The organism is Actinosynnema sp. NPDC023587 (genome assembly GCF_040640215.1).
Lineage (GTDB): Bacteria > Actinomycetota > Actinomycetes > Mycobacteriales > Pseudonocardiaceae > Actinosynnema.
This window is the reverse complement of record NZ_JBFABG010000003.1, coordinates 97,584-122,520: the sequence shown is the minus strand read 5'-3', so window position 1 is coordinate 122,520 and position 24,937 is coordinate 97,584. Positions and strand designations below refer to the sequence as shown.

Annotated in this window: 19 protein-coding genes; 12 read left to right on the top strand and 7 right to left on the bottom strand. The window is 72.4% G+C overall.

From position 1 onward, the window contains the following. Positions 1–25 precede the first annotated feature (25 nt). Positions 26–4,573 (bottom strand): ATP-dependent helicase, encoded by a 4,548-nt coding sequence (locus AB0G01_RS09265; RefSeq protein ID WP_360941643.1) that lies wholly within the window; start codon positions 4,571–4,573, stop codon positions 26–28. Between the two features lie 137 nt (positions 4,574–4,710). Between AB0G01_RS09265 and AB0G01_RS09260 the strand changes: the two genes are divergently transcribed. Both AB0G01_RS09260 and AB0G01_RS09255 read left to right on the top strand, forming a co-directional pair. Next, the gene (locus tag AB0G01_RS09260) at positions 4,711–6,594 is read left to right on the top strand and encodes an Hsp70 family protein (RefSeq protein WP_360943263.1); all 1,884 of its coding nucleotides are present in this window, start codon (positions 4,711–4,713) and stop codon (positions 6,592–6,594) included. A gap of 49 nt (positions 6,595–6,643) precedes the next feature. Beyond that, on the top strand, positions 6,644–7,894 hold the full coding sequence (locus tag AB0G01_RS09255) for an MFS transporter (RefSeq protein ID WP_360941640.1): 1,251 nt from the start codon (positions 6,644–6,646) through the stop codon (positions 7,892–7,894). A 120-nt stretch (positions 7,895–8,014) separates the two neighbouring features. On the opposite strand, the gene AB0G01_RS09250 is transcribed toward AB0G01_RS09255, so the two are convergent. Beyond that, positions 8,015–8,854 carry a LysR family transcriptional regulator gene (locus AB0G01_RS09250; RefSeq protein ID WP_360941637.1) on the bottom strand — a complete coding sequence of 280 codons (840 nt, stop codon included), beginning with the start codon at positions 8,852–8,854 and terminating at the stop codon, positions 8,015–8,017. Positions 8,855–8,924: 70 nt separating this feature from the next. On the opposite strand from AB0G01_RS09250, the gene AB0G01_RS09245 reads away from it, so the two are divergent. From AB0G01_RS09245 to AB0G01_RS09225, 5 genes are all read left to right on the top strand, one after another. Next, positions 8,925–9,386, top strand: a complete 462-nt coding sequence (locus AB0G01_RS09245) for a cupin domain-containing protein (protein ID WP_360941634.1) — start codon at positions 8,925–8,927, stop codon at positions 9,384–9,386. Positions 9,387–9,396: 10 nt separating this feature from the next. After that, complete coding sequence (locus AB0G01_RS09240) at positions 9,397–9,591, top strand: DUF3046 domain-containing protein (RefSeq protein WP_360941631.1); 195 nt, start codon at positions 9,397–9,399, stop codon at positions 9,589–9,591. A 171-nt stretch (positions 9,592–9,762) separates the two neighbouring features. After that, positions 9,763–10,803 carry a recombinase RecA gene (gene recA / locus AB0G01_RS09235; RefSeq protein ID WP_360941628.1) on the top strand — a complete coding sequence of 347 codons (1,041 nt, stop codon included), beginning with the start codon at positions 9,763–9,765 and terminating at the stop codon, positions 10,801–10,803. Between the two features lie 116 nt (positions 10,804–10,919). Continuing rightward, the gene (locus tag AB0G01_RS09230) at positions 10,920–12,209 is read left to right on the top strand and encodes a regulatory protein RecX (protein WP_360941625.1); all 1,290 of its coding nucleotides are present in this window, start codon (positions 10,920–10,922) and stop codon (positions 12,207–12,209) included. 60 nt (positions 12,210–12,269) lie between these two features. Continuing rightward, positions 12,270–12,911 carry an HAD family hydrolase gene (locus AB0G01_RS09225; RefSeq protein WP_360941622.1) on the top strand — a complete coding sequence of 214 codons (642 nt, stop codon included), beginning with the start codon at positions 12,270–12,272 and terminating at the stop codon, positions 12,909–12,911. 137 nt (positions 12,912–13,048) lie between these two features. On the opposite strand, the gene eda is transcribed toward AB0G01_RS09225, so the two are convergent. Together eda and edd are read right to left on the bottom strand one after the other, a co-directional pair. Further along, entirely contained in the window at positions 13,049–13,669 is a 621-nt protein-coding gene (gene eda, locus AB0G01_RS09220; RefSeq protein ID WP_360941619.1) for a bifunctional 4-hydroxy-2-oxoglutarate aldolase/2-dehydro-3-deoxy-phosphogluconate aldolase, read from the bottom strand. Further along, on the bottom strand, positions 13,666–15,531 hold the full coding sequence (edd, locus tag AB0G01_RS09215) for a phosphogluconate dehydratase (RefSeq protein ID WP_360941616.1): 1,866 nt from the start codon (positions 15,529–15,531) through the stop codon (positions 13,666–13,668). Before edd ends, eda begins: the two co-directional genes overlap by 4 nt. A 223-nt stretch (positions 15,532–15,754) precedes the next feature. Here edd and AB0G01_RS09210 point away from each other — a divergent pair, with 223 nt between their 5' ends. From AB0G01_RS09210 to AB0G01_RS09195, 4 genes are all read left to right on the top strand, one after another. Beyond that, positions 15,755–16,045: a hypothetical protein gene (locus AB0G01_RS09210; protein WP_360941613.1), complete on the top strand. Its 291-nt coding sequence runs from the start codon at positions 15,755–15,757 to the stop codon at positions 16,043–16,045. A gap of 134 nt (positions 16,046–16,179) precedes the next feature. Then, the gene (locus AB0G01_RS09205; protein WP_360941610.1) at positions 16,180–16,941 is read left to right on the top strand and encodes a hypothetical protein; all 762 of its coding nucleotides are present in this window, start codon (positions 16,180–16,182) and stop codon (positions 16,939–16,941) included. A 10-nt stretch (positions 16,942–16,951) separates the two neighbouring features. Beyond that, a complete protein-coding gene (locus AB0G01_RS09200; protein ID WP_360941607.1) occupies positions 16,952–18,823 on the top strand; it encodes a fumarate reductase/succinate dehydrogenase flavoprotein subunit in 1,872 nt (623 codons plus the stop codon). 1 nt (position 18,824) lies between these two features. Continuing rightward, a complete protein-coding gene (locus tag AB0G01_RS09195) occupies positions 18,825–19,574 on the top strand; it encodes a succinate dehydrogenase/fumarate reductase iron-sulfur subunit (protein ID WP_360941604.1) in 750 nt (249 codons plus the stop codon). A 120-nt stretch (positions 19,575–19,694) separates the two neighbouring features. Here the strand turns inward: AB0G01_RS09195 and AB0G01_RS09190 are convergent, their stop codons facing one another. From AB0G01_RS09190 to AB0G01_RS09180, 3 genes are all read right to left on the bottom strand, one after another. Next, positions 19,695–22,514, bottom strand: coding sequence for a vitamin B12-dependent ribonucleotide reductase (locus tag AB0G01_RS09190; protein ID WP_360941601.1), 2,820 nt, complete (start codon positions 22,512–22,514; stop codon positions 19,695–19,697). A 133-nt stretch (positions 22,515–22,647) separates the two neighbouring features. Beyond that, entirely contained in the window at positions 22,648–23,100 is a 453-nt protein-coding gene (gene nrdR / locus AB0G01_RS09185; RefSeq protein WP_360941598.1) for a transcriptional regulator NrdR, read from the bottom strand. 376 nt (positions 23,101–23,476) lie between these two features. Then, positions 23,477–23,980, bottom strand: a complete 504-nt coding sequence (locus AB0G01_RS09180) for a LysM peptidoglycan-binding domain-containing protein (protein ID WP_360941595.1) — start codon at positions 23,978–23,980, stop codon at positions 23,477–23,479. A 287-nt stretch (positions 23,981–24,267) separates the two neighbouring features. On the opposite strand from AB0G01_RS09180, the gene lexA reads away from it, so the two are divergent. Next, complete coding sequence (lexA, locus tag AB0G01_RS09175; protein WP_360943260.1) at positions 24,268–24,900, top strand: transcriptional repressor LexA; 633 nt, start codon at positions 24,268–24,270, stop codon at positions 24,898–24,900. Positions 24,901–24,937: the final 37 nt, after the last annotated feature.

Genomic DNA, 24,937 nt, shown 5'->3' with positions numbered 1-24,937 from the left:
GGGTCGGGATCGGGGCTTCGCGTGGTCAGGCGCGCAGGCGCAGTCCCTTCGGGGTGGCGCGGAAGCCTGCTTCCTGGAGGACGCCGGCCAGCCGTGAGCCCAGGGCCACCTCCCCGTCGGCCCGTTGCACCGCGAGGTGGCCCAGCCAGCCGTCGCGCACCGCTTGGCTCAGCGCCTGCGCAGCGGCTCGCAGGACGGCTTCGTCCTCGGTGAACGACAACAACGAGCGACCGCCGCGCTCCACGTACAACGTGGCCGCGCCGTCCACCAGCACGGTGAGCGCGCCGGACTTCCGCCCCGGCCGGTGCTTGCCCTCGCCGAGCGGGTCGGGCCAGGGCAGGGCCGCGCCGTAGGGCTGGGCCGGGTCGGCGGCGGCCAGGACGACCGCCTGCGGTGCGCCCACGTGCTCCTGGCCGGGCGGCCGGGACAGGGCGCGCAGGCGGTCCACCGCGCCCTTCGCCGCGAACTGGGCCGCGCCGAGTCCCTCGACCACGTAGCCGCGCACCACCTGGCCCGACTCCTCCATCGCGCGCAGCACCCGGTAGACGCCGCTGAACCCGCCGGTCACCCGCTCGGTGTCCAGCGCGCCCCTGGTGAGGACGCCGTGGCGTTCCAGGAACGCCTCGGCCCGCGCGTGGGCGCGCCTGGTCGGGTCCGCGACGGGCACCACGGCCAACGACCAGCGCCCGGCGACGGTGGGCGGCCCGCTCCGGCCGGGCAGGTCCGGCCGGCCCGCCCGCATCCGCGCGTAGCGGCCCCTCGGGGCTGTCCGGCGGGGTTTGTGCGCGGTGCCGCCGCCCGCGACCAGCGCCCGCAGCGGCGACAGGGTGTCGTTGGTGACCACGCCCGCCCACACCAGGTCCCACAACGCGCCCACCACCGCGCCGTCGGTCGTCGGCCCCTGCACCGAGACCCGGTCGACCACCTGCCGGAAGAACAGCGCGCCGCCGGCCAGCGCCTCGACCACGGCGGTGTGCAACGACGACTCCGGGACCGCCTCCGGCACCAGGTCCGGCAGCAGCAGGTCCGCCACGTCGGCGGGAGCCAGGGCGATCCAGCCGTCGCCGCCGGCCAGCGCGCCGCAGCCGGTCCACGTCACCTCGCCGGACGCGGTCAGCTCGTCCAGCAGCGCCGGGCTGTAGCCGGGCAGCCGGGCGGGCAACAGCAACGACTCCACGGCGCTCGCCGGCAGCGGCGCGCCCGCGAGCTGCTCCACCACGGAGTACACGTCGTCCACGGTCGGCGCGGCCCGCAGCCGCCGGCCCACGCCGTGCCAGCTCGGCAGGAACCGGCCCAGCGCGGCCGGCTCCACCGGCTCGACCTCGGCGCGCAGCCGGGCCAGCGATGCCCGCCGCAGCCTGCGCAGCACGTCGGCGTCGCAGAACTCGGTGTGGGTGCCGCCGGGGCGCAGCTCGCCGCGCACCAGCCGGCCCGCGCCGGCCATCCGCTCCAGCACCGCCGTGACCACCGCGACGCCCAGCCCGAACCGCCGCGCGGCCTCGCTCGCCGGGAACGGGCCGTGCGTTCGCGCGTAGCGGGACAGCAAGTCGCCCAACGGGTCCGCCACCGGCTCGGTGAACGCCTCCGGCACGCCGACCGGCAGCGCCACGCCCAACGCGTCGCGCACCCGGCCCGCGTCCTCGATCGCGATCACCCGCTCGTCGCCGGCCATCCGCACCCGGATGGCCCGCCGCTGCGCGACCAGCTCGGCCAGCCACTCCGGCCGGATGCCCCGCTCCAGGGCCTCCGCCTCGGACAGGTCGCCCAGGAACCGCAGCAGGTCGGCCGCGCCCTCGGCGTCCCGCGCGTGCCGGTCCGGGGCGAGGCGCTGCAAGGCGCGCTCGACCTCCTCGACCACCTCCGGGTCGAGCAGTTCCCGGATCGCCTCGGAGCCCAGCAGCTCCGCGAGCAGCGCCGAGTCCAGCGACAGGGCCGCCGCGCGCCGTTCCGCCAGCGGCGCGTCCATGTCGTACAGGAACATCCCGACGTACCCGAACAGCAGGCTGCGCGCGAACGGCGACGGCGACGGCGTCTCCACCTCCACCACGCGCACCCGCCGGGCCCGCACGTCGGTCATCAGCTCGCGCAGCCCGGGTACGTCGTACACGTCCTGGAGGACCTCGCGCATCGCCTCCAGCACCACCGGGAAGCTCTCGTACTTCGCCGCCACGGACAGCAGTTGCGCGGACCGCTGCCGCTGCTGCCACAGCGGGGTGCGCCGCCTCGGGTCGCGCCGGGGCAGCAGCAGCGACCGCGCCGCGCACTCCCGGAACCGGGCGGCGAACACCGCCGAGCCGCCCACCTCGGCGACCACGATCCGGTCGACCTCCTCGGGGTCCAGCAGGACGTCCTCCGCGCCCGCCACGACCGGTGCGCCGTCCTGGTCGACGGCGTCGGGCAGCCGCACCACGATCCCGTCGTCGGAGTGCGCCGTCTGCGCCTCGATGCCCCGCCGCTCGCGCAGCCGGGCCGTGATGGCCAGCGCCCACGGCGCGTTGACCTGCGCCCCGAACGGCGAGTGCACGACCAGACGCCAGTCGCCCAGCTCGTCCCGGAACCGCTCGACCAGCACGGTCCGGTCGTCGGGCACGTGCCGGGTCGCTTCGCGCTGCTCGCCCAGGTAGGCGAGCAGGTTGGCCGTCGCCCAGGTGTCCAGCCCCGCGCCGGCGGCCCGTTCCGCCGCCGCCTCGGGTGCCATCGCGGACATCTCGCGGAGGAACCTGCCCAGCGCCCGCCCGAGCTCCAGCGGACGCCCCGGCGCGTCGCCCTTCCAGAACGGCATCCGGGCCGGCTGACCGGGTGCGGGCACCACGATCACCCGGTCGTGGGTGATGTCCTCCACCCGCCAGGACGAGGTGCCCAGCAGGAACGTGTCGCCCACCCGCGACTCGTAGACCATCTCCTCGTCCAGCTCGCCCACCCGCGAACCGGGCCCCCTCTCCGACGCCGGGGTCATCACGGTGAACAGCCCCCGGTCCGGGATGGTGCCGCCGGAGGTCACCGCCAGCCGCTGCGACCCCGGCCGGCCGCGCAGCTCGCCGTTCACCCGGTCCCACGTGATGCGGGGCCGCAGCTCGCCGAACTCCTCGCTCGGGTAGCGGCCGGCCAGCATGTCCAGCACCGCCTGCAACGCCGACTCCGGCAGCGCGGCGAACGGCGCGGCCCGCCGCACCAGCCCGGCCAGCGCCTCCACCGGCCACGGCTCCATCGCCACCATCGCCACGACGTGCTGCGCGAGCACGTCCAGCGGGTTGCGCGGGTACCGGACGGCCTCGATCGCGCCGTCCCGCATCCGCTCCGCGACCACCGCGCACGACACCAGGTCGCCCCGGAACTTCGGGAACACCACCCCGCGCGACACCGCTCCCACCTGGTGCCCGGCGCGGCCGACGCGCTGCAACCCGGACGCGACCGTGGGCGGTGCCTCCACCTGCACCACCAGGTCGACCGCGCCCATGTCGATGCCCAGCTCCAGCGACGACGTCGCCACCACGCACGGCAGCCGCCCGGACTTGAGCTCCTCCTCCACCACCGTCCGCTGCTCGCGCGACATCGAGCCGTGGTGGGCGCGGGCGATCACCGGCGCGGTCTGCGTGGTCAGGCCCGACTGGCCGATCGCCCCGGCCGGGAACCGGCCGGGCTCCGGCACCGCCTCCTCGGCCAGCTCGTTGAGCTTGGCGGTGAGCCGCTCGGCGAGCCGGCGCGAGTTCGCGAACACGATCGTGGACCGGTGCTCGCGGACCAGCTCCAGCACCCGTTGCTCCACCGCCGGCCAGATCGACGCCCGCTGCTCCGCGCCCGACGCCGGCCCGCTGACCTCGCCGGTCGGCTCGCCGAGGGCGGACATGTCCTCGACCGGCACCTCCACCCGCACCTCGATGGTCTTCGCGGACTTCGGCTGCACGACCTTCACCGGACGCCCGCCGGCCAGGAACGCGGCCACCTCCTCGACCGGGCGGACCGTCGCGGACAGGCCGATCCGCTGGGCCGGCCGCTCCAGCAGCGCGTCCAGCCGCTCCAGGGACAGCGCGAGGTGCGCGCCCCGCTTGCTACCCGCGACCGCGTGCACCTCGTCCACGATCACCGTCTCCACGCCGCGCAGCGACTCGCGCGCCGACGACGTGAGGATGAGGAACAACGACTCGGGCGTGGTGACCAGCACGTCCGGCGGGCGGCGGGCGAACGCGCGGCGCTCGTCGGCCGGGGTGTCGCCGGTGCGCATCCCGACCGCGATGGACGGCTCGGGCAGGCCCAGCCGGTGCGCGGCCTGCCTGATCCCGGTCAGCGGCGCGCGGAGGTTGCGCTCCACGTCGACCGCCAGGGCCTTCAGCGGCGAGACGTAGAGGACGCGGCAGCGGTGCCGGGGCTCCTCCGGCACGGGGGTCGACGCGAGCCGGTCCAACGCCCAGAGGAACGCGGCCAGCGTCTTGCCCGAACCGGTCGGCGCGATGACCAGCGCGTGCTCGCCGGCGGCAGCCGCCTCCCACGCGCCCGCCTGCGCCGCCGTCGGCGCGGCGAAGGCCCCGGCGAACCACTGCCGGGTCGCGGGGGAGAAAGCAGCCAGTACATCCATGCGTCCATAGTGAACCGGGGGTACGACAATTACCCGGCACCGCCTCCGGCGGTGCGGCTCGGGAGCCTGGAAGTCCCGGCCTCGCGCGGTGGGGGTTTGTGACAGGATCACCCCGGTTCGTACGTGAAGGGGTGACTGTGCGCGTCCTGTCCGTTGACCTGGGCACTTCCAACACCGTCGCGGTGCTCGCCGCGCACGGTCGCCCGCCCAGGGTCGTCGAGGTGGACGGGTCCGCCACCATGCCCTCGGCCGTGTACTGCGAGGAGGACGGCTCGCTGGTCGTCGGCCGGGACGCCGAGCGCCGCGCCCGGCTGGACCCGTCGCGGTTCGAGCCCAACCCCAAGCGCCGGGTGGACGACGGGACGCTGCTGCTCGGTGCCAACGTCGTGCCGGTCACCGACGCGCTGGCCGCCGTGCTGCGCCGCGTGCTGGAGGAGACCACCCGCCAGCTCGGCGGCGAGTCGCTGGACGAGGTCCGCCTCACCCACCCCGCCCAGTGGGGGCCGACCCGCCGCAACGTGCTGCTGTCGGCGGCCCGGCTGGCGGGGGTGAACACCGACGTCGTGCTGGTGCCCGAGCCGGTCGCGGCGGCGTCGCACTACGCCTCGCTGTCGGTCGGCCAGGCGCTGGCCGTGTACGACCTGGGCGCGGGCACGTTCGACGTGGCGGTCGTCGGCGCGACCCAGAGCGGGTTCACCGTGCTCGCCGAAGACGGCCTGCCCGACCTCGGCGGGCTGGACGTGGACCAGGCGCTGCTGGAGCACGTGGGGCGGCAGGTGTCGCACCGCGACCCGGCGGTCTGGCAGCGGCTGCTGCGCCCCGAGTCGACCGCCGACCGCCGTGCGCGGCGGGCGTTGCAGGAGGACGTGAGGGCGGCCAAGGAGTCGTTGTCCCGGCACGCGCACACCGAGGTGCCGATGCCGGAGCCGTTCGAGGACGTGCTGGTCAACCGGTCCGACCTGGAGGCGCTGGTCCGGCCGAGCATGCTGCGCAGCGCCGAGCTGCTGGCCTCGACGATCCGGTCCACCGGCATGGCACCCAACCAGCTCGCGGGCATCTACCTGGTCGGCGGTTCGAGCCGGATTCCGCTGGTCGCGACCATGATCACCGAGCAGGTGCGGGTGGTGCCGACCAGTCTGGACCAGCCGGAGACGGCGGTCGCGCTGGGCGCGCACCACGTGCCCAAGGACGGCGTGACGCCGCGCTCGGAGCAGCGCCCGGTCAAGGTGAACCACGATCCGGCCACCGTGATCACCAAGCCGGTGACCGGTCCGAACCCCGTCGCGACCGCGCCGTACCCGTCGAACCCGGCGGTCAGCGGTCCGTACCCGGTGAACCCCGCGGTGAGCGGCCCGTACCAGGTCAACCCGGCGGTCAGCGGCCCGTACCAGGTGAACTACCCGCAGACGGGGCCGCAGCAGTTCAACTTCCCCAGCGTCACGCGCGCCCAGCCGCCGCCGAAGAAGAAGCCGAACAAGAACGCGCTCATCGCCGCCGGTGCGGCCGTGGTCGTCGTGCTGGCCGTGGTGGGCGGCTTCTTCGCGTTCAGCGGCGCGGGCGTGCCCAGCGCGGAGGACTGCAAGTCGGAGACGGAGAAGGACGCGCAGGGCTTCACGCAGTGCTTGCGGCACCTCGCGGGCACGTTGCCGGACACGAACACGTGCAAGGCGGGCGGCGCGGCCGGCGTGTCGGGCATCAGCGCCATCAAGGGCACCGTGGTGAGTTGCGCGATCCAGGACGACTACTCGGTGCAGTACATCCTCACCGAGACCGTCACGGGCGCGCAGCAGGGCGCGGAGGCCGTGGTCCGCTCGATGAAGGCGGACATGGTCGAGGCGGAATGGGCCGGCAACGGCCTCAAGGGCAAATACCGGGCCGCTGCGGACGGTGGCGTGGGGCTGCTCGCGTTCACCGCCGACGACCGCCCGCTGCTCGGCATCGTGACCAAGAGCGGTGGCGGCGACCTCACCGCGGACACCGTCGCGACCTTCTTCGAGAACACCGTCCAGCCGGGCACCTGACCCTTACGGAGGCTGTGCCTGCGCCATTCGGCCTGGCACCATGATGATCATGACCACGGTCGAGGTGGTGCAGCGCCGGGTGCTCCGGGTCCTGGGGGTCACCCAGGTGCTCGGCGCGGCGGGCGTGACCATCGGCCTGGCGTTCTCCACGCTCATCGCCGCCGCGCTGTCCGGCTCGGACGCGGTGGGCGGCCTGGCGCAGACCGCCGCCGTCCTCGGTGCGGCGCTGTTCGCCCTGCCCACGGCACGTCTGGCCACCCGGCGCGGCCGTCGCCCGGCGCTCGTCCTCGGCTACGGCGCGGGCGCGGCCGGGGCGTTCGTGGCGGCCTGCGCGGTGGTGCTCGGCTCGTGGCAGGTGCTGGTGGTCGCGCTGGTCCTGTTCGGGGCCGCGAGCAGCGCGAACCTGGCCGCGCGCTACGCCGGGACGGACCTGGCGCACCCTCGGCGACGGGCGCGGTCGCTGGCGCTCGTGGTGTGGGCGGCGACGCTCGGCGCGGTCGCCGGGCCCAACCTGGCCGACCCGGCGGGGCAGCTCGCCGCGCGGCTCGGCCTCCCGGTGGGCGTGGGGCCGTACCTGGCGGCAGCCGTGCTGTTCGGGGTGGCGGCGCTGGTCGTGCTGCGCTTCCTGCGACCCGACCCGCTGACCCTGGCCCGATCGGCGTTGCCCGCGCCGTCCGTGACGCCCGCGCACTGCGCCGGGGGAGTGGGCGACACGCGGGGCTCCGGTGCGGTGTGGCGCGCGCTGCCCGCCACCGGCAAGCTCGCGCTGGGCGGCATCGCACTGTGCCACACGGCGATGGTGGGCCTCATGTCGATGACCCCGGTGCACATGGACCACGCGGGCTCGTCGTTGCGGGTCGTGGGCGTGGTGATCAGCCTGCACGTGGCGGCCATGTACGCGGCCAGCCCGGTGTTCGGGTGGTTGGCCGACCGGCTGGGCCGGGTGCCCGTGCTGGCCATCGGCTCCGCGCTCGTGGTCGCCGCGTCCGGTGTCGCCGGCATGGCACCCTCGCACGACGCGCCGCAGCTCGCGGCCGGTCTGGCGCTGCTCGGCCTCGGCTGGTCGGCCGGTCTGGTGGCGGGGTCCGCGCTGCTCACCGAGTCGGTCCCGGTGGCCGACCGGCCGGCCGCGCAGGGCCTGTCCGACCTGTGCATGAACATCGGCGGGGCGGTCGGCGGCATCACGGCGGGGATCGTGGTGACGGCGTGGTCCTACGCCGCGCTGGGGCTGATCGTGGGGTTCACCGCGTTGCCGCTGCTGGTGGCGTGCCTGTTCACGGCGTTGCAGCGGACCCGCTGATCACTTCCTGCGGTTGTGGTACCACCACGCGCGGAGACCGACCACGATCGCGGCCACCAACCCCGCGATGACCACGACCTGGAAAAGGGGTCCTGCCACGGTGTCGTCCACAGGTCGAGGTTAGCGGGCCGCAGCGGCGAATTCGCGCACGCGGCCCGTCTCGCCCGCCGTGCGCCAGACCATTCCCCATTCCAGGTGAGGAGCGCCTTCCAGGGGCAGGAATGCGATCTTGGGGCGCGCGAAGTACCCGGCCGCGTGCGCACCCAGCGGACACACGCCTTCACCATTCGCGATCACCGTCATGAGCTCTTGGAACGTCGTAAGGGCGCGCCCGCGCGCGATAGGGAGGCCGGACGGTGTCGTGTCACGCCAGAAGGCCGCGCGGAACACCGTGTCGCGGGCGAGGTCTTCCACCGTGACACGGGACTGCCTGGTGAACGGGTGGGTGTCGGCCACCGCCAGCACCATCGGCTCGCGGTAGACCACCGGACCGGCGGTCAGATCGGGCTCGCCGACCGGGAACAGCGTCACCAGCACGTCCGCCTCGTCGTCCCGGAGCAGCGCGAACGGGTCCGCGAACGGTGCCTCGCGGATTCGGACCTCGCTGCCGGGGTGCCCGGCGCGGTAGCGGGCCAGGACGTCCGGGATCAGGTCGGCGAGCGCCGGTGCCTCGAAGCCCAGCCGCAGCAGACCCGTCCCGCGACCTGCGGCGATCGCACGTTCCACGGCTTCGACGATCCGCTGGTGGGCGGGACCGATGTCGTCCCGCAGCCGGCGGCCGATCGGGGTCAGCGCGACGCGCCTGCTGGTGCGCTCGAACAGGGGCGCGCCGATGCGGCGTTCCAGGTGCTTCACGGTCTGGCTGACGCGGGCCTGGGACACGTGCAGGCGGGCGGCCGTGCGGCTGAAGTGCAGCTCCTCGGCCAGGGTCAGGAAGATCTCGACGTCCCGCCGTTCCATAACACCCAGGTTATCGTTCGGGGCGTTTCCCGTCGTTGTCGGGGCGTTCGATCCGGGAGATCGTCGTCCTGTGGACAACGCACTGCTCATCCGGGCCGATCAGGCCGAGAAGCTCACCGCCGACCCCGCCGCCGTCGTCACCCTGCTCGCCGACCTGGACGGGCTGACCTGCAACCGCTCCACGTTCCTCGACGGCGCGAACGGCGCGCCACCGCACTTCCACACCCGTGCGTCGGAGCTGTTCTTCGTGCTCGACGGCACCCTTCAGGTGCTGCTCGACCAGGACGTGATCACGCTGGCACGCGGCGACTTTCTGGTCGTGCCGCCGCGCACCCCGCACGCGTTCGGCGCGGCCGAGGGCGCGGACGCCGACGTGCTGTTCGTCTTCACGCCCGGCCTGGGCCGGTTCGACTACTACCGCCTGCTGGACCGGGTGCGGCGCGGTCAGGCCGACCCCGCCGGGATCGGGGCGTCGCAGGACCGCTACGACAACCACTACGTCGACAGTCCTGCCTGGCAGGCGGCGCGCTAGCCTGGACGGAATGCGCAATACGGTGTTCCGCAAGCTGATGTCCGACGAGTTCGGGCAGGTCAGGGCGGAGATGGTGGCCAGGGATCACGTGATGACCGCCCTCGGCGGGCGTACCGCCGACCAGGCGCTGGAGGAGGGCGTGCCGACCAAGGAGATCTGGCTGGCCGTCTGCGACGCGTTCGACGTGCCGGCGCACCGGCGGTGAACGGCGTGCCGACCACGCGTTCGAACACCTGTTCGGCTATAGTTCCCGACACGTCCGGGTGACGCATCCCCGCAGGTGACCCGGTCCCCGCCGAGAAATGTCGTACCCCGCCCGTAACGTCGGCACCGACATCGCTCAGCGACCAAGAAGACAAACCGAGGTGGACTCCAGATGGCACAGGCACCCGACCGGGACAAGGCGCTCGAACTGGCCCTGGCCCAGATCGACAAGCAGTTCGGCAAGGGCTCGGTCATGCGGCTCGGCGAGGAGGGCCGCGCCCCGATCGAGGTGATCCCGACCGGCGCGATCGCGCTCGACGTCGCGCTCGGCATCGGTGGCCTGCCCCGTGGCCGGGTGGTCGAGATCTACGGCCCGGAATCCTCCGGTAAGACGACCGTTGCGCTGCACGCCGTGGCCAACGCCCAGCGCAACGGCGGCATCGCCGCGTTCATCGACGCGGAGCACGCGCTCGACCCGGACTACGCCCGCAAGCTCGGCGTCGACACCGACGCGCTGCTGGTGTCCCAGCCGGACACCGGCGAACAGGCGTTGGAGATCGCGGACATGCTGATCCGCTCCGGCGCGCTGGACGTCCTGGTGATCGACTCGGTGGCCGCGCTGGTGCCCCGGGCCGAGATCGAGGGCGAGATGGGCGACAACCACGTCGGCCTCCAGGCGCGGTTGATGAGCCAGGCGCTGCGGAAGATCACCGGCGCGCTGAGCTCGTCCGGCACCACCGCGATCTTCATCAACCAGCTCCGCGAGAAGATCGGCGTGATGTTCGGCTCCCCGGAGACCACGACCGGCGGCAAGGCGCTGAAGTTCTACGCGTCCGTGCGCCTGGACGTGCGCCGCATCGAGACGCTGAAGGACGGCGGCGAGCCGGTCGGCAACCGGACCCGCGTCAAGGTCGTGAAGAACAAGGTCGCCCCGCCGTTCAAGCAGGCCGAGTTCGACATCCTGTACGGCCTGGGCATCAGCCGGGAGGGCTCGCTCATCGACATGGGCGTCGACCAGGCCATCCTGCGCAAGTCCGGTGCCTGGTACACCTACGAGGGCGACCAGCTCGGGCAGGGCAAGGAGAACGCCCGCAAGTTCCTGCGCGACAACCCGGACGTGGCGAACGAGATCGAGAAGCGGATCAAGGACAAGCTCGGCATCGGGGCGACCCTCGACGCCGACGACAGCGCGCCCGCGCCGGTCGACTTCTAGCGGTGGCGGGGCAGGGCGGCCGTGGTCGCGGGACCTCCCGCGCACCCTCGGCCGACTCGTCTCCGATGCCGCCCGGATCGACGGCTTCCGGTCCGACGCCCCCCGATCCGCTCGGGGTGCCGGACGGTGATGTGGTGCGGGCGGCGTCGGCCAACGCCTGGTCCGACGAGGCAGGGCCGGTCGACAACCAGATCGGCCATCCGGTCGGCGACCAGGTCGGCGTGGCAGCGCCGGTGGGCCCGGTCGACGCCTGGGGCGATCCGGCGGTGCCGGCGGCGTCGGACGAAGGCCGGGGCGGTGCGGTTGCGGCTGATGCCCGGAGTGCGGCGGCGGGTTCCGCTGGTGCGCCCGGGGCCGACGTGCCCGGGGCCGAGGAGTCCGGAGCGGTCGAGGCTGGGACGGTCGAGGCTGGGGCCGTCGGGGCCGGGGACGCCGACCCGTTCGAGGAGTGGGGCCGTCGCCGGGGTGAGTCCGGCGAAGCCGTGCCGCTCGTGGCTCCGGGCGGGGCGGTCGAGGTCTCCGACGATCCGTTCGAGACGTTGGGCCGGCGGCGGGGCGCGTCGGGTGAAGCCCTGCCCGCCGAGCCCGGAGCGCTGCGGGCCGAGCGCTCGGCCGACGACCCGTTCGAGGCCCCGGCGCGGAAGCGGGGGACCGCCACGCGGGACCGGTCCGGCGACACGGCTCCGGTGGTGCCCGGCGGCGAGGACGTGTCCGGCGGCGAGGATGTGCCCGGCGGGGCCGAGGCCGGGAGCGGGTCCGGGACTTCTTTCGACAGGGCGTTCGAGGACGCGTCGAAGGGGTCGTCCCGGGGCGGCCCCAGAGGTCGCTACGGCCGTGGGCGGGCTTCCGGACGTCGGGGCTCGCGCGAGGTCGACCCGGATGCGGAGGCTGCGCCGGTCGACCCGGTGAAGGAGCAGCGCAAGGCCACGGACATCTGCTACGCGCTGCTGACCGCCCGTGCCCGGACTCGGGTCGAGCTCAAGGAAGCGTTGCTGCGCAAGGGGATTCGTCCGGAGACCGCCGAGGTGGTGCTTGGTAGGTTCGATCGGGCGGGGTTGATCGACGACGCGGCGTTCGCCGAGGTCTGGGTCCGGTCCCGGCACGCCTACCAGGGGTTGGGTCGGCGGGCGCTGGCGCGCGAGTTGCGGCAGAAGGGGGTGGCCGACGAGGTGGCCGCCGAAGCCGTGGCGGCCGTGGACGACGAGGCCGAGCAGGAGCGGGCGCGGGAGCTGGTGCGCAAGAAGCTCCGCTCGATGTCCGGTGTGGACGATCAGGCGAAGATCCGGCGGTTGGTGGGTGCGTTGGCGCGCAAGGGTTACGCCGAAGGCATGGCCTACCGGGTGGTGCGCGAGGAGCTGCGCGCGGCGGCGGTCGAGTCGCCGTTGGACGACTTCCTGCCGGACTAGCCCACCTCGCGGTCCTCGGCGTCCCGCCGGCTATCTTGTCGGGGCGGAAGGGGAGGCGCTGTGACGAACGCCGTGAAGCACGTGGTCTGGGACTGGAACGGCACGCTGCTGGACGACGCGCACGCCATGCTCGACGCGGTGAACCAGGTGTGCCTGCGCTACGGCCGGGCCGTCGTCGCGCTGGACGAGTGGCGCGCGATGTTCAGCCGTCCGCTGCCCGCCTGCTACGAGCGGCTGCTGGGCCGGGCGCTGTCGGCGGTCGACTGGACCGACATCGACGTGCTCTACCACGAGCGGTACCGCACGCTGCTGGGCACGTGCCGGCTGGCGACGGGCGTGCCGGACCTGCTGCGCGGGTGGGCGGGCACGCAATCGCTGCTGTCCCTGTGGTTCCACGACGAACTCGTGCCGCTGGTCGCGGAGCACGGCCTGACCGCGCTGTTCACCCGGGTCGACGGTCTGCGCCGGGACACCTCCGGCGGGTCGAAGGCCGGGCACCTGGCGGAGCACCTCGCCCACCAGGGGCTCGACCCGGCGGACGTCGTGCTGATCGGTGACGTGGTGGACGACGCCGAGGCGGCCCGGCACGTCGGGGCGCGGGCGATCCTGGTCACCACCGGCATGGGCGACCGCCCTCGGCTGGAGGCGACCGGCGTCCCGGTGGTCGACTCGATCCCGGAGGCCCTCGCCCGGCTCGCCTGACACCGGCCCCCTGACACCAGCCCCCTGACACCGGCCGACGCGGCCCGCCGCCGTGACCGACCAGCACCGCGTCGGCGGGTCGAGCGTTCCGGTGCCGGGGAGCTGGGTGTCAGAGGCAGGGTGTCAGGGGCCGGGTGTCAGAGTGCCGACGCGGCCTTGGCCAGGGCTTCGACGCGGGCGAAGTCACCGGCCGCCAGGGCGTCCTTCGGGGTCAGCCACGAGCCGCCGACGCAGCCCACGTTCGGCAGCGCCAGGTAGCGCGGCGCGCTGTCCACCGTGATGCCGCCGGTCGGGCAGAAGCGCAGGCCGGGCAGCGGGCCGCCGACCGACTTCAGGTGGTCCACGCCGCCCGCCGCCTCGGCCGGGAAGAACTTGAGCGCGGTCAGGCCGCGTTCGGCCAGGCGCATCGCCTCGGACACCGTCGCCGCGCCGGGCAGGAACGGCAGGCCGGTGTCCTCGACCGCGTCCAGCACCCGGTCCGTCGCCCCGGGCGTGACCAGGAACGCCGCGCCGGCCTTGGCGGCCTGCTCGGCGTGCTCCGGCGCGGTCACGGTGCCCGCGCCCAGCACGATCTCCGGCACCTCGGCGGCGATCCGCTCGATGGCCGCCAGCGCGGCGGGCGTGCGGAGGGTCAGCTCGATCACGCGGATGCCCCCGCGCAGCAGCGCCCGCGCCAGCGGCACGGCCTGCGCGGCGTCGTCCAGCACGACGACCGGGATGACGGGGGACAGGTCCAGCAGATCAGCGCTGGTGGTCACCGGGTTACCTCCTGGTTCGCGCGGCCCGCGAAGTGCGAGGCCGCGATGGGGCCGAACACGCTCGCGCCCCGGTCGGCCGGTCCGACCGAGCGGCGCAGCGCGCCGAACAGCTCACGTCCGGTGCCGGTCCACGCCTGCGCGTCCGGCGGGAAGTCCACCAGGTCGCGGGCGGCCAGCTCGGTCGGGTCGACCAGCGCCTCCAGCGTGCCGGTCTCGGCGTCGACGCGCAGCACGTCGCCGTCCCGCACGCGGGCGAGCGGACCGCCGACGGCGGCCTCCGGGGTGACCTGGATGGCGGCCGGGATCTTGCCCGACGCGCCGGACATCCGGCCGTCGGTGACCAGGGCGACCCGGAAGCCCCGGTCCATCAGCACGCCCAGCGCGGGGATGAGCTTGTGCAGCTCGGGCATCCCGTTGGCCTGCGGCCCCTGCTGGCGCACCACGATCACGACGTCCCGCTCCAGCTCGCCGGCCCGGAACGCGGCGCTGAACCCCTCCTGCGAGGTGAACACCCGCGCCGGGGCCTCGACCACCCGGTGCTCGGCCTTGACGGCGGACACCTTGATCACCGCGCGGCCCAGGTTGCCGGCCAGCATCCGCAGGCCGCCGTCCGCCGCGAACGGGTCGGACGCCGGCCGCAGCACGTCGAGGTCCAGCGAGCGGCCGGGGCCGTCGCGCCAGGTCGGCACGCCCTCGACCAGGACCGGCTCCTGCCGGTAGCGGTCCAGCCCGGGGCCCGCGACGGTGCGCACGTCGGGGTGCAGCAGCCCGGCGTCCAGCAGCGTGCCGACCAGGAACTGCACGCCGCCGGCGGCCTGGAAGTGGTTGATGTCGGCGCTGCCGTTCGGGTAGACCCGGGTCAGCAGCGGCACCACCGCCGACAGGTCGGCGAAGTCGTCCCAGCCCAGCTCGATGCCGGCGGCGGACGCGATGGCGACCAGGTGCATGGTGTGGTTGGTCGAGCCGCCGGTGGCGAGCAGCGCGATCACGCCGTTGACCACGGACTTCTCGTCCACCACGTGACCGATCGGGGTGTACTCGTCGCCACGGCTGATCACCACGGCCCGGCGCGCGGCCTCCTCGGTCAGCGCGCGCCGCAGCGCCGTGCCCGGCGGCACGAAGCTCGCGCCCGGCAGGTGCAGGCCCATCACCTCGACCACGAGCTGGTTGGAGTTGGCGGTGCCGTAGAACGTGCAGGTGCCGGGGCTGTGGTAGGACGCCGCTTCGGCCTCCAGCAGGTTCTCCCGGGACGCCTTGCCCTCGGCGAACAACTGCCGCACCCGGGCCTTCTCCGAGTTCGGCAGGCCCGAGTGCATGGGGCCGGCGGGCACCAGGATCGCCGGCAGGTGCCCGAACGACAGGGCACCGATGAGCAGGCCGGGCACGATCTTGTCGCACACGCCGAGCAGGAGCGTCGAGTCGAACATGTCGTGCGACAGGGCGACCGCGGTGGACATCGCGATGACGTCCCGGCTGAACAGCGACAGCTCCATGCCGGCGCGGCCCTGGGTGATCCCGTCGCACATCGCGGGCACGCCGCCGGCGAACTGCGCGACGCCGCCGGCCGCGCGGGCCGCGTCCTTGATCCACGCCGGGTACTCGTCCATGGGCTGGTGCGCGGACAGCATGTCGTTGTACGCGGACACGATCGCCACGTTCGGGCGACGGAGGGCGCGCAACGCCTCCTTGTCACCGCCGGTGATCCCGGCGAAGCCGTGCGCGAAGTTGCTGCACGCCAGGTCCCGGCGAACCGGGCCCTCGGCTGCGGAATCGGCAAGTCGTTGCAGGTAGGAGGACCGGCTGGCGGCGCTGCGGGCGGCGATGCGAGCCGTCACTCCAGCGACGACGGGATGCACGCTCATGGTTTCGCTGTCTCCGGTGGTGATCACGGGCCGTGGTGGGCCCGGTGGGACGACAGCGCTGGCGTCGCACGTACGGACGTGACAGCACCCACACTATGTCACGACGCAGGGTCCCCACAAAAACGATTCAGACCTTGAGACACGACGCGAGCACCTGTGGTGCTTGTCACAGCGGCCCGGAACCGGCAGAGTCGGCACCCAGACCCCCAAGGGAGGTGCTGCCATGACGTCCTCGGAGATCGTGGAGCTGCGTCGAGCCCTCGGCCAGCTTCGCCACTGCGTCGGTTCCCTGCGCACGCGGTACGGCGACGTCGCCGCGGTGCAACGGCTGGCCAACGACGTCGAGCGGATGAACATCGACGCGACCGAGCTCCTCGACCTGGACAGCACACCCCGCCAGCGCGAGGCACCCCGACTGGAACGCGAAGTGGTCGTCGTGCCCGACACGCCCTACGACCCGAAGCTCTGGCACGACGCCGACGACGAGGGTCTCGGCGGATACCGCCACACCTGAACGACCGCGAGCCGGCCCCCGCGACACCACGCGGGGGCCGGTTTCGGTTTCCAGCCCGTCCCGCTCACCGGATGAGCTCGACCGGACCGATTGCCGACCGTCCCCACCACAACGAAGTGGAACCGAGGTGAGGTATGAGGGCGCAGATCGCCCAGCGCACGTTGCGCACGGACCGGTGGTGGCTACCGCCCCTGGTCACGGCCGTGGGCCTGCTGCTGATCTCGATCTACGCGGCGGTGCGCACCTTCATGGGCGACTACTACTGGGTCGACGAGTACCGGTACCTGACGCCCATGTACTCGCCCTGCCTGAGCCAGGAGTGCGTGGCGGGGGCGGCGCACTTCGGCCGCCCGCTGCCCGAGCTGCCGGGGTTCCTCACGCCCCCGGTGGTGATCATCCCGTTCCTGCTGGGCTTCCGGGTAACCTGCTACTACTACCGCAAGGCGTACTACCGCGCGGCGTGGATGTCCCCGCCCGCGTGCGCGGTCGCCGAGCCGCACGCCAAGTACACCGGCGAGACCAGGTTCCCGCTGATCGCGCAGAACCTGCACCGCTACTTCTTCTACGCGGCCTCGATCCTGCTGCTGATCAACATCTACGACGCGGTCTACTCGCTGACGACCGGCCTCGGCCTGGGCAACATCGTGCTGCTGGTCAACGTGGCGCTGCTCGGCGCGTACACCCTGTCCTGCCACTCGTGCCGGCACATCGCCGGCGGGCGGCTCAAGCACTTCTCCAAGCACCCCGTGCGGTACTGGGCGTGGACGCGGATCTCCAAGCTGAACGCCCGCCACATGCAGTTGGCGTGGGCCTCGTTGATCTTCGTCTGCGTCACCGACCTCTACGTCGCGCTGGTCTCCTCCGGGACGATCGCCGACCTCCGGATCATCAACTGAGGAGCTGGTCTTGCCCGAGGTGGAACGGCATTCGTTCGACGTGCTGGTGATCGGTGCCGGTGGTGCCGGCCTGCGCGCGGCGATCGAGGCCAGGGAGCACGGGATGCGCACGGCGGTGCTGTGCAAGTCGTTGTTCGGCAAGGCGCACACGGTGATGGCCGAGGGCGGCATCGCCGCGGCCATGGGCAACGCCAACTCCAACGACAACTGGCAGGTGCACTTCCGGGACACCATGCGCGGTGGGAAGTTCCTGAACAACTGGCGGATGGCCGAGCTGCACGCGCGCGAGGCCCCGGACCGGGTGTGGGAGCTGGAGACCTACGGCGCGCTGTTCGACCGGACGAAGGACGGCCGGATCAGCCAGCGCAACTTCGGCGGCCACGAGTACCCCCGGCTGGCGCACGTCGGTGACCGCACCGGGCTGGAGCTGATCCGCTCGTTGCAGCAGAAGGTCGTGTCGCTGCAACAGGACGACCACGCGGCCACCGGTGACTACGAGTCGCGGCTGAAGGTCTTCCAGGAGTTCACCGTCACCGACCTGGTGCAGGACGACGGGACGATCGCCGGCGCGTTCGGGTACTGGCGGGAGTCCGGGCGGTTCGTGCTGTTCGAGGCACCGGCGGTGGTGCTCGCGACCGGCGGCATCGGCAAGTCGTTCAAGGTGACCTCGAACTCCTGGGAGTACACCGGCGACGGGCACGCCCTGGCGCTGCGGGCCGGCGCGTCGCTGATCAACATGGAGTTCGTCCAGTTCCACCCGACCGGCATGGTGTGGCCGCCGTCGGTGAAGGGAATCCTGGTCACCGAGTCGGTGCGCGGCGACGGCGGCGTGCTGCGCAACTCCGACGACAAGCGGTTCATGTTCGACTACATCCCCGAGGTGTTCAAGGACAAGTACGCCGACGACGAGGCCGAGGCCGACCGCTGGTACGCCGACCCGGAGCACAACCGCCGCCCGCCCGAGCTGCTGCCGCGCGACGAGGTGGCGCGCGCCATCAACTCGGAGGTCAAGGCGGGCCGGGGCTCCGAGCACGGCGGCGTGTTCCTGGACGTGTCGACCCGGCTGCCCGCCGAGGAGATCACCCGCCGGCTGCCGTCGATGCACCACCAGTTCAAGGAGCTGGCCGACGTCGACATCACCGCCCAGCCCATGGAGGTCGGACCGACCTGCCACTACGTCATGGGCGGCGTCCAGGTCGAGCCGGACACCGGCGCGTCGTCGGTGCCGGGGCTGTTCGCGGCGGGCGAGGTGTCGGGCGGCATGCACGGCTCGAACCGGCTGGGCGGCAACTCGCTGTCCGACCTGCTGGTGTTCGGCCGCCGCGCGGGCGAGGGCGCGGCGACCTACGTGTCCGGGCTCGGCGAGCGCCCGGTGTGCTCCGACGAGGCGATCGCCGAGGCGCAACGCGTTGCGGTGGAACCGTTCTCACGCGACGGCGGGGAGAACCCGTACACGCTGCACATGGAGTTGCAGCAGGCGATGAACGACCTGGTCGGCATCATCCGGCGGGCCGAGGAGATGGACCGGGCGGTCCAGCGCCTGGACGACCTCAAGCAGCGCGCGCAGGCGTTGACCGTGGAAGGTCACCGCCAGTTCAACCCCGGCTGGCACCTGGCGCTGGACCTGCGCAACATGCTGCTGGTCAGCGAGTGCGTGGCACGGGCGGCGCTGCTGCGCACCGAGTCGCGCGGCGGCCACACCCGCGACGACCACCCGGCGATGGAACCCGAGTGGCGGCGCAAGCTGCTGGTGTGCACGGTGACCGGTGACGAGGTCGCGGTCACCGAGGAGCCCCAGGTCCCGATCCGACCGGACCTGCTGGCGCTGTTCGAGGACGCCGAGTTGCGGAAGTACCTGACCGCCGACGAGCTGGAGGGCTGACATGGGGTACCAGGGGCACTTCAGGGTGTGGCGCGGTGATGCGGACGGAGGAGGTCTGCGCGACTTCACGGTGGAGGTCAACGAGGGCGAGGTGGTCCTCGACGTGATCCACCGGTTGCAGGCCACCCAGGCGGCGGATCTGGCCGTGCGGTGGAACTGCAAGGCCGGCAAGTGCGGCTCGTGCTCGGCGGAGATCAACGGCCGGCCGCGTCTGCTGTGCATGACCCGGATGTCGGTGTTCGCCGAGGACGAGACGGTCACGGTGACGCCGATGCGCACGTTCCCGGTGATCCGGGACCTGGTGACGGACGTGTCGTACAACTACGCGAAGGCGCGCGAGATCCCGGCGTTCCAGCCGCCGAAGGGCGTCGCGCCGGGCGACTACCGGATGTCGCAGGTCGACGTCGAGCGGTCCCAGGAGTTCCGCAAGTGCATCGAGTGCTTCCTGTGCCAGGACACCTGCCACGTGATCCGCGACCACGAGGAGAACAAGGAGTCGTTCTCCGGGCCGAGGTTCCTGATGCGCGTGGCGGAACTGGAGATGCACCCGCTGGACGAGGCGGACCGCGTGCCGGCCGCCCAGTCCGAGCACGGCCTGGGCCTGTGCAACATCACCAAGTGCTGCACCGAGGTGTGCCCGGAGCACATCAAGATCACCGACAACGCCCTGATCCCGATGAAGGAACGCGTCGCGGACCGCCGCTACGACCCGATCGTCTGGCTGGGCGACAAGCTGTTCCGCCGGTCCTGAACGCCCGGGACGGGTGCGGGGGCCGGTCGCGGTCCTCGACCGGGTGAGCGCGGGAACGGGGGCCGGCGCGTGGCCGGCCCCCGTTCCCGGAGCTGTCGGATCAGCCGGAGCCGGCCGGGGTCAGCTACAACCCGAGGTGGAGCCGCAGCCCTCGCACAGGTAGCAGGAACCCGCGGGGCGCATCTTGGTGCCGCAGGTCATGCAGAGCGGCGCGTCGGCGGTGGTGCCCAGGTGCAGTTCCAGCAGCTCGGTGGAGCTGCCCACCTGGATGTCCTGCCGCCGGGGCTCCTCGACGGCGGTCTTCGGGGTCGCGTCGACCGACGTGCGCAGGCCCTCCAGGTCCACGTCGCCCGAGCCGTAGCTCTCGTTGACCTGCGCGGTCCGCTCGTCGGCGGTGAAGATGCCGAGCTGCGAGCGCTTCTCGAACGGCAGGTAGTCCAGCGCCAGCCGGCGGAAGAGGTAGTCCAGCACGCTGGTGGCGATCCGGACGTCCGGGTCGTCGGTCATGCCGGCCGGCTCGAAGCGCAGGTTCTGGAACTTCGAGACGTAGAACTCCAGCGGGATGCCGTACTGGAGACCGACCGAGATGGACATGGAGAACGCGTCCATCACGCCCGCCAGGGTCGAGCCCTGCTTGCCGAGCTTGACGAAGATCTCGCCCAGGCCGTCGTCCGGGTACGAGCCGGCGTGCAGGTAGCCCTCCGCGCCGCCGACCGTGAACGACACCGTCTGCGACGGGCGCTTCTTGGGCAGCCGCTTGCGGACCGGGCGGTACTCCACGACCGTCTCGGTCTTCTTCCCGGCGACCGGCTTCGCGGACTTGCCCGCCGACAGGGGCTGGCCGACCTTGCAGTTGTCGCGGTAGATCGCGAGCGCCTTCAGGCCCAGCTTCCAGCCCTGGTAGTAGATCCCCTCGACCTCCTCGACGGTCGCCGTCTCCGGCATGTTCACCGTCTTGGAGATCGCACCCGAGATGAACGGCTGCACCGCCGCCATCATCCGGACGTGGCCCATCGGCGCGATCGAGCGGTCGCCCATGGCGCAGTCGAACACCTCGTAGTGCTCCAGCCGCAGGCCCGGCGCGTCGACCACGTGGCCGTGCTCGCCGATGAACTCGACGATCGCCTCGACCTGCTCGTCCTGGTAGCCCAGCGACCTCAGCGCGCGCGGCACCGTCTGGTTGACGATCTGCATCGAGCCGCCGCCGACCAGCTTCTTGAACTTCACCAGCGCCAGGTCCGGCTCGATGCCGGTCGTGTCGCAGTCCATCATCAGGCCGATGGTGCCGGTCGGGGCGAGCACCGACGCCTGCGCGTTGCGCCAGCCGTTCTTCGCGCCGACCTGGATGCCCTCCTGCCACGCGCGGGTCGCGATCTTGTGCACCGCGACGTCGTTCGCGTGGTGGGTGCGGATCAGGTCGTTCGCGGCGGCGTGCTTGCGGATGACCCGCTGGTGCGCCTCGGCGTTGCGCGCGTAGCCCTCGTACGGGCCGACGATCCCGGCCAGCTCGGCGGACCGCTTGTAGGCCACCGCCTGCATCAGCGAGGTGATCGACGCGGCGAGCGCCCGGCCGCCCTCGGAGTCGTACGCGTGACCGGTCGCCATGAGCAGCGCGCCCAGGTTCGCGTAGCCGATGCCGAGCTGGCGGAACTTGCGGGTGGTCTCCGCGATCGGCTCGGTCGGGAAGTCCGCGAAGCTGATCGAGATCTCCATCGCGGTGATGACCAGCTCGACCGACTTGGCGAACAGCTCGGCGTCGAACCGGCCGTCGTCCTTGAGGAACTTCATCAGGTTCAGCGACGCCAGGTTGCAACTGGAGTTGTCCAGGTGCATGTACTCCGAGCACGGGTTCGAGGCGGTGATCCGGCCCGACTCCGGCGTGGTGTGCCAGTCGTTGATCGTGCCGTCGTACTGGATGCCCGGGTCGGCGCACTCCCACGCCGCCTTGGCCAGCTTGCGGAACAGGCCCTTGGCGTCGACGTGCTCGATGACCTCGCCGGTCTGCCGGGCGCGCAGGCCGAACCGGCCGCCGTTCTCGAACGCGTGCATGAACTCGTCGGACACCCGGATCGAGTTGTTCGCGTTCTGGTACTGCACGGACACGATGTCCCGGCCGCCCAGGTCCATGTCGAACCCGGCGTCGCGCAGCGCGCGGACCTTGTCCTCTTCCCGGGCCTTGGTCTCGATGAACTCCTCGACGTCCGGGTGGTCCACGTCGAGCACGACCATCTTCGCCGCCCGGCGGGTCGCGCCGCCGGACTTGATGGTGCCCGCGGACGCGTCCGCGCCGCGCATGAACGAGACCGGGCCGGACGCGGTGCCGCCCGAGGACAGCAGCTCCTTGGAGGAGCGGATCCGCGACAGGTTCAGGCCCGCGCCGGAGCCGCCCTTGAAGATCAGGCCCTCCTCGCGGTACCAGTTGAGGATCGACTCCATCGTGTCGTCCACGGCGAGGATGAAGCAGGCGCTGACCTGCTGCGGCGAGCTGGTGCCGACGTTGAACCAGACCGGCGAGTTGAAGCTGAACACCTGGTGCAGCAGCATCCAGGTCAGCTCGTGCTCGAAGGTCTCGGCGTCCTGGTCGGTGCCGAAGTAGCCGTGCTTGACCCCCGCCTCGGTGTAAGTCCTCACCACGCGGTCGATCAACTGGCGCAGGCTGTGCTCGCGCTGCGGCGTGCCCACCGCGCCGCGGAAGTACTTGCTGGTCACGATGTTCGTCGCGTTGACCGACCAGGAGTCGGGGAACTCGACGCCGCGCTGCTCGAAGTTGATCGAGCCGTCGCGCCAGTTCGTCATGACGACGTCGCGGCGCTCCCAGGTCACCTCGTCGTAAGGGTGCACGCCCTCGGTGGTGTAAACGCGCTCCACCGCGAGGCGCTTGTCCCCCGCGCCGTTGCGGGTGGCCGTCTTCTTGCTGGAGCCACCAACGGTCTCCGTCATTCCCCGTTCCTCTTTCCGCGCGTCGTCGTCTGAATCGGTGGTGCGGCCGACGTCCGGCTCCCGCACGAGGCGGTCGCGGACGTGTTCGTGTGCCGCTGGGTGGTGCTGTGTGGCGGGTGCTTTGTCCGGGCGGTCAGTCCTGTTGTGCGGTTCGCAGGTCGGCGATTTCCTTCTCGAAGTCCTCGACCGAGGAGAACGACCGGTAGACGCTGGCGAACCGCAGGTAGGCGACTTCGTCCAAATCTCTGAGCGGGCCCAGGATGGCCAGGCCCACCTCGTGGCTGGGGATCTCGGCGCAGCCGGTGGCGCGGATCGATTCCTCGACGCTCTGCGCCAGCAGGTGGAACGCGTCCTCGTCCACGGGCCGCCCCTGGCACGCGCGGCGGACGCCGGTGACCACCTTGTCCCTGCTGAACGGCTCGGTCACCCCGGACCGCTTCACCACGGCGAGGACGGCTTCCTCGACGGTGGTGAACCGGCGACCGCAGGCGGAGCACGACCGGCGGCGGCGGATCACCTGGCCCTCGTCCACCTCGCGCGAGTCGACCACGCGGGAATCCGAGTTGCGGCAGAACGGACAGCGCACGACCGGTCACCCTTCCCCTGCGCGGCGTCCGTCACGGCAGCCCTGGTGGAGGGGAATACCCCAACCTGTGGACTGACGACGACGGTGTAACCACAAGATGTAGGGGTTCAACCTATGCCTGTGACCCAGGTGGTGCAAGTTCGCCGGCGGCGTGTCGCGGGTCGACACGGTCGGGTGAAACTCGCTGCGACGGGGTGGCTACCGGGCGGCGAGGGGCCGGTGCCGGGCGGTAGCGGGCCGGCTGCCGGGCGGTGACCGGGACGCCGGGTCCACAGTGTCCCGGTCGGTCGGGCGGGGCCGTCGAGGGGGTCCGGCGGTGGAGGCGGCGCGGCGGGTGGGAGGCGCGAAGGACGACGCGGCGGGGTGTGCGCGGGCGTCAGGTCGTCGGCGCGGTGCGGCCGTCCGGGACCACCAGCGGGAGGCCGGGGGTGATCGGAGTGGTGTCGGTGAGGTTGTTCAGGGACCTGATGCGGTCCACCACGGCTTCCGGGTCGCTGTCCGGGGCCGAGCGCTCCGCGACCTCCCAGAGCGACTCACCCACCTGGACGTGGACGACGCTGGTGCGTTCGGGGACCGTCGTCGCGCCCGAGCCGTACAGGTAGAGCAGGCTCAGGGTCACGGCCGCCACGATCGCCACGGCCGCGTGGAGCGCGAACCGGAGGGCCGGGTGGCGGGTGCTCCGGCGGACCTGGCAGGCCGCCGGGTCCGGGGCGGTGCGGGCCGCCGCCGGGCGCGGGCGGGGGGTGGTGGGGCGGCGGGTGTCCCCGAAGGTCCGCAGGACGCGCGGGCCGGGGTGTGGCTGATGGCCCCGGCGCACGTCGTCCGCCGTGGTTCCGTCCACGAGGTCGAAGCCGTTCCGCGTGCCGACAACCACCGCCATGACACCCTCCAACGCAGGTCATCCGATCATGATCGAACTGATGTTCGATCGAACGTCCGTGCGAATGTCTACCACTTCGACCGGCGGAACGGGAAGGACACGCCGACACTTACTTCGAACAGGTGTTTGATCTGGACGTTGACTGCGACTACCTTCGACGATTGAAGATCGACGCAGAACCGGCCTGGGCAATCGGGACCGGTGAGGAGGGAAGCACCGTGGCTCGCAAGACCGACGACGACCCGCGCAGCGCGGCCGACGCGCCCTCCGCTCCCCCACCCGCCGACATCGCGGGCAACGCCGGGCTCACGCTCCGGCAGCGCAAGGTGCTCGACGTGATCCGGGACTGGCTGGACCGGTTCGGCTACCCGCCCAGCGTCCGGGAGATCGGCGAAGCGGTCGGGTTGACCTCCACCTCCTCGGTCGCGCACCAGTTGCGCGCGCTGGAGCGCAAGGGCTTCCTGCGGCGCGACCCGAACCGGCCGCGCGCGGTGGGCGTGCTGCCCGCCGAGATCGTGACCGGGGTCGACCCCGCCTCCCGTCCCACCCCGGCCTACGTGCCGATGCTGGGTCGGATCGCGGCCGGTGGACCGATCCTGGCCGAGGAGTCCATCGAGGACGTCTTCCCGCTGCCGCGCGAGATCGTGGGCGAGGGGGAGGTGTTCCTGTTGAGGGTCGTGGGTGACTCGATGGTGGATGCCGCGATCACCGACGGTGACTGGGTGGTGGTCCGCCAGCAGCCGACCGCCGAGAACGGCGACGTGGTCGCGGCCATGATCGACGGCGAGGCGACGGTGAAGACGTTCAAGCGCCGCGACGGGCACGTGTGGCTGCTGCCGCACAACTCCGCCTACCAGCCGATCCTCGGTGACGAGGCGTCGATCCTGGGCAAGGTGGTGGCGGTCCTCCGCCGGCTCTAGCTCGTCGGTCGGGCCCGCCGGTCGACTCACCACGTCA

Coding starts and splice junctions, on each gene's coding strand:
- AB0G01_RS09195 (WP_360941604.1), top strand. CDS start 18,825: ATGGGGTACCAGGGGCACTTCAGGGTGTGGCGCGGTGATGCGGACGGA.
- recA (WP_360941628.1), top strand. CDS start 9,763: ATGGCACAGGCACCCGACCGGGACAAGGCGCTCGAACTGGCCCTGGCC.
- AB0G01_RS09255 (WP_360941640.1), top strand. CDS start 6,644: ATGACCACGGTCGAGGTGGTGCAGCGCCGGGTGCTCCGGGTCCTGGGG.
- AB0G01_RS09240 (WP_360941631.1), top strand. CDS start 9,397: ATGCGCAATACGGTGTTCCGCAAGCTGATGTCCGACGAGTTCGGGCAG.
- AB0G01_RS09180 (WP_360941595.1), bottom strand. CDS start 23,980: ATGGCGGTGGTTGTCGGCACGCGGAACGGCTTCGACCTCGTGGACGGA.
- AB0G01_RS09210 (WP_360941613.1), top strand. CDS start 15,755: ATGACGTCCTCGGAGATCGTGGAGCTGCGTCGAGCCCTCGGCCAGCTT.
- AB0G01_RS09265 (WP_360941643.1), bottom strand. CDS start 4,573: ATGGATGTACTGGCTGCTTTCTCCCCCGCGACCCGGCAGTGGTTCGCC.
- edd (WP_360941616.1), bottom strand. CDS start 15,531: ATGAGCGTGCATCCCGTCGTCGCTGGAGTGACGGCTCGCATCGCCGCC.
- AB0G01_RS09190 (WP_360941601.1), bottom strand. CDS start 22,514: ATGACGGAGACCGTTGGTGGCTCCAGCAAGAAGACGGCCACCCGCAAC.
- AB0G01_RS09205 (WP_360941610.1), top strand. CDS start 16,180: ATGAGGGCGCAGATCGCCCAGCGCACGTTGCGCACGGACCGGTGGTGG.
- AB0G01_RS09250 (WP_360941637.1), bottom strand. CDS start 8,854: ATGGAACGGCGGGACGTCGAGATCTTCCTGACCCTGGCCGAGGAGCTG.